This window comes from Nitratidesulfovibrio oxamicus (assembly GCF_015731765.1).
In the GTDB taxonomy this organism is placed as follows: domain Bacteria; phylum Desulfobacterota; class Desulfovibrionia; order Desulfovibrionales; family Desulfovibrionaceae; genus Cupidesulfovibrio; species Cupidesulfovibrio oxamicus.
The window spans coordinates 1-3,925 of the sequence record NZ_VRYY01000231.1 but is presented as its reverse complement, the minus strand read 5'-3'; the positions used below and the strand labels follow the sequence as shown (position 1 = coordinate 3,925).

Below are 3,925 nucleotides of genomic sequence, written 5' to 3'. Positions count from 1 at the left end.
GGCCGCCCGGCACCGCCGACACCGGGTGGCCGATCAGCCCCGCCCTGCTGCTGGCGTGCGCAGGGCCGGGCTTGCCGTGGCCTTTTTCTTCCCGGCCTGCGCCTTTCGGTCTTCCCGGCCTTTCCGGTTTCCTCCCGCTGCCGCGGGCTGGCGCGGCGTGAGCAGCCGACCGGCACGGCAACGCATCGTCCGGTTACGCGGTCCGCAAACGGGGCGCGAACCCTTGCACAGTGCGGTTTTGTTGACAAAACAGGCATTATGTGAAATGGCGGTGCAGTTGTTTTGCCCCGCCCGCACGGGGTGCGAGAGAACGAGACGGAGGAACCATGGCAAAGGAAGATGCCATCGAGGTTGACGGCGTTGTGCAGGAAGCCCTGCCCAACGCGATGTTCCGCGTGGAGCTCGAAAACGGCCACGAAGTGCTGGCCCACATCTCCGGCAAGATGCGCAAGTTCTACATCCGCATCCTGCCCGGCGATCGTGTGAAGGTAGAGCTTTCGCCGTACGACCTGACGCGTGGACGCATCACCTACCGCATGAAATAGCCTTCGTCCCGCGCCGCGCATTCGCGGCAATGGCCCCACTCTTCGCCGCAGCATGTCCCCGCATGGCCGGCAGGTGGGCGGTCCCCCCCTTCTGTTCCACCATCCCGTGCCTTGCCCGCCGTTTTCGCGTCCCGCGCGACAGTGGCGGGCTTGTTGCATCCGGCGGCACGCCGATGCGTGAGTGTGGCAGTGGGCCGATGCGACATTGCATCGTTTCGGCGCGGGCCGTCCGCCGCGCCAGCCAGCCTCGGCTTTCTCCTCCTGCTCCTGCCCCTGCGTCATCGCCCCTTGGGCGCGACCCGACGCAAGGGGGACGCCGCACGGCGTCCCCGTATGGCCCGGCCATGCCGGGATGCTGTCGCTTGAGCACTCTTTTGCTGTCACCCGTCCGCAACCGGCTCACCTTTCCGTTGCGGAACCCGGAGAAGGCTGCCGAAAGTCGCAGGTGGAGCAAGCGCGACCATCACGCGCCGCGCGGCTGTCCGCCCGGACCGTCTGCACCGCCTTGTTCCGGTGCAGACGGGCCGGATGCATCTGCAACGGGCGCGACGACAGCGGCCGCTTCCGGGGTAGCGGCTGCGGCGTGCATCGCCTTGGTCGTGGCGGCGTGCAGCACTGCCGGGGTGCCTTGGCCGTCGCCCGGTCCGTCACGATCCGAACCGTCGCCGTCCGCGCCCGTGCCTTCGTCTTCAGGCCGGGGGGAGAACAGCATCACGAAGAACGCGGCTCCGGTGCGGGTGGCGGCATCCAGAGGGCTTTCCACCCAGATGTCGCCGCCGTGGCTCATGACGATGCGGCGGCAGATGGCCAGGCCCAGCCCCGCGCTGCCGTTCTTGGTGCCGTCGCCGTCGCGGTCCAGGCGGTAGAATCGTTCGAAGATGCGGTCGCGGCTCTTTTCCGGAATGCCCGGCCCCTGGTCGCTCACGCACAGGGTCACCCTGCCGTCGGCGGCGGTGGCGGAAACGCTTACCCGCGTTTGCGGGGGGCTGTACTTGATGGCGTTGTCCAGCAGGTTGCGGAACACCTCCACCAGCCCGTCGCGGTCTGCCAGCACCACCAGCGGGCCTGCCCCCACACCGTTTTCCAGCGTGATGTCCTTGCGCGAGGCCACCGGTTCCAGTTCGCGCACGGTCTGACGCAGCACTTCCGCGGCATCCACGCCGGTCAGGGCCACCTTGTCGCCCTTGTGCTCCGAGCGGGCCAGCACCAGCAGGCTGTTGACCATCTTGGTCATGTGGTTGGCGTTCTTGAGGATGGTGCGCAGGAAGGCGGCCATCTGGTCGCGCGACGAGGGCGGGGCTTCCAGCAGCGTTTCTGCGTAGCCCTTGATGCTGGTGAGTGGGGTCTTGAGTTCGTGCGAGACGTTGGCCACGAAGTCGCGGCGGATGCGCTCCAGCTTTTCGCGCTCGCTGATGTCGTGGAACACCAGCACCATGCGCTGGCCCGAGGCGTCGCGGAAGGGCACCAGCGAAATCTCGAAGGCGCGGCCCTCGCCCAGGTCGGTCTGCATGCTGGTGCCGCGCGCGTTGGGCGAAATCAGCATTTCGTCTACCATGCGCTGCAGTTCCGGCTTCATGGTGGCTTCCAGCGGGGTGGCCCCCAGCTTGTTGCCGATGCCCGTGAACATGGCGGTAAGCGCGCGGTTCATGGATTCGATGCGCCCTGCGGCGTCCAGCACCATGACCCCTTCGTGCATGCCGTTGAACACTGCCTCCAGCCGCCCTTTCTGTTCATTCAGCTGGTGCAGGTGCTGTTCGATGTTGTGGGCCATGCCGTTGATGGCGTGGGCCAGGGGGCGCAGTTCGCGGCCCGGTATGTCGCGGATGCGGCGCCCGTATTCCCCCTGGCCGATGGCCTGGGCCGCCATGGCCATGGTTTCCATGCCGCGCAGCAGGGGCCGCGTGACCACCAGACCCAGCGCGCCGCTGGCCATGAGCGAGAACAGGAAGGCCCACACCAGCCCGTTTTCCATGCGGTCCAGCCGGTCGTGCACCACCGACAGGGGCAGGGCCAGGCGCAGGGTGCCGGGGTCCAGCCCGGCGATGCCGTCCACCTTGCGCGCGGCGTAGATCAGGTCCTTGCCCAGGGTGGCGCTGAAGCGCACGTCGGTGCCCAGAGCGCCGGTGCGGGCCTCCAGCACTTCCGGGCGGTTGGCGTGGTCCTCCAGCGTGGAGAGGCGTTCGAAGGGCACGTCGGAATCGGCCAGCACGTGGCCGTCCACGATGTAGGTGATGCGGGTGCCGGTGCGGCGCGAAAGTTCCGTGACCCAGCCGTTGAGGTGCCGGTATGACGGAAAGGGCGGATGCTCGCGCAGCAGCCAGTAGGTGGTGTCCACGTCTTCGGCTGCGCGGGCCTTGGCCTCCAGCAGCACGTCGCGGCGCAGGGTCTTGTCGAAATAGAGATAGGGCGGCAGCAGCGCCACGATCAGCAGCAGCCAGGTGCCCACGACGAGCCGTTTGCGCAGGGAGTACTGTTTCATCATCCTTGTCTCGCGCCGGTAGGTGTCGCGCCCGTCACACGGATGTTACAATTCGTCGAACGTGTGTCGGCGCCCTGCGGGCACGCCCTCCAGGGGCGGGCGCACGTACCCGCATGTCTGCATGCATACGCGCTATTTTGGCGCATTGCACGACGGAACGGGGGCAGCGGAAACGCGGCGCGCGCGGGGGGCCACCCGCACCAGGGCCTGCACCACCCCGGCCTGCTCCACCTAGCCCTGCACGGCGCGCAGGAACCCGTAGATTTCCGTGGGGTGACTTTCCACGCCGTTGGCCACGTAGCGGCGCACCACGGCCACCTGGTTGCCGCGCGGGGTGACGGATTCGTCCACCAGCAGCACAACGTGGTACGGGACTTCGGCCTGGGGCTGTTCCAGGGTCAGCCACCAGCCGCCTTCCTCGGTCGGTTCGCTGCGCAGGACGTAGTGGTCCGGCGGCTGGAAGGCGAAGGCCAGCATGGCCTTCAGGTCGTTGATGCAGAACCGGCCCCGCGCCCGCCCGGCCACGCCCAGGAATTCGCCCTGGGGCGACTGCACCACCAGCGGCAGGGCCAGCAGGTGGCGTGGCGGATCCTGCGGCGCGGGAAAGGCTGCTTCCGGAGCATCGGACACGCTGGATGGGGGGGCGGCCATGCCGCCGGGGAAAGGCACCACCCGACCACCGGGTGATGCGGACGAGCCGGATGATGCGGACGGGGCGCTATCGACGGTATCGGCGTCCGATGTGACGGCGGTGGGGGGCTCCGGCATCGCGGGTGCTGCCGGTGCGGTGGCGGCGGGTGCGCCACCCTCGGAACCGGCCACGGCTCCCAGCAGGGCCTCGAACCGCGCGGCCAGGGCCTGCGCTTCGTCCAGCCAGGCGGGGCGGCCCTGCAAGGCGGAC

Annotated in this window: 2 protein-coding genes and 1 pseudogene; 1 reads left to right on the top strand and 2 read right to left on the bottom strand. The window is 68.6% G+C overall.

Annotation, left to right across the window (positions count from 1 at the left end):
- Window positions 1-326 precede the first annotated feature (326 nt).
- A complete protein-coding gene (gene infA, locus FVW20_RS09120; protein WP_007525542.1) occupies window positions 327-545 on the top strand; it encodes a translation initiation factor IF-1 in 219 nt (72 codons plus the stop codon).
- Window positions 546-1,008: 463 nt separating this feature from the next.
- On the opposite strand, the gene FVW20_RS09115 is transcribed toward infA, so the two are convergent.
- A complete protein-coding gene (locus FVW20_RS09115; protein WP_196609166.1) occupies window positions 1,009-3,027 on the bottom strand; it encodes a sensor histidine kinase in 2,019 nt (672 codons plus the stop codon).
- A 228-nt stretch (window positions 3,028-3,255) separates the two neighbouring features.
- A pseudogene (locus FVW20_RS09110) lies at window positions 3,256-3,925 on the bottom strand (MerR family transcriptional regulator); the annotation flags it as partial.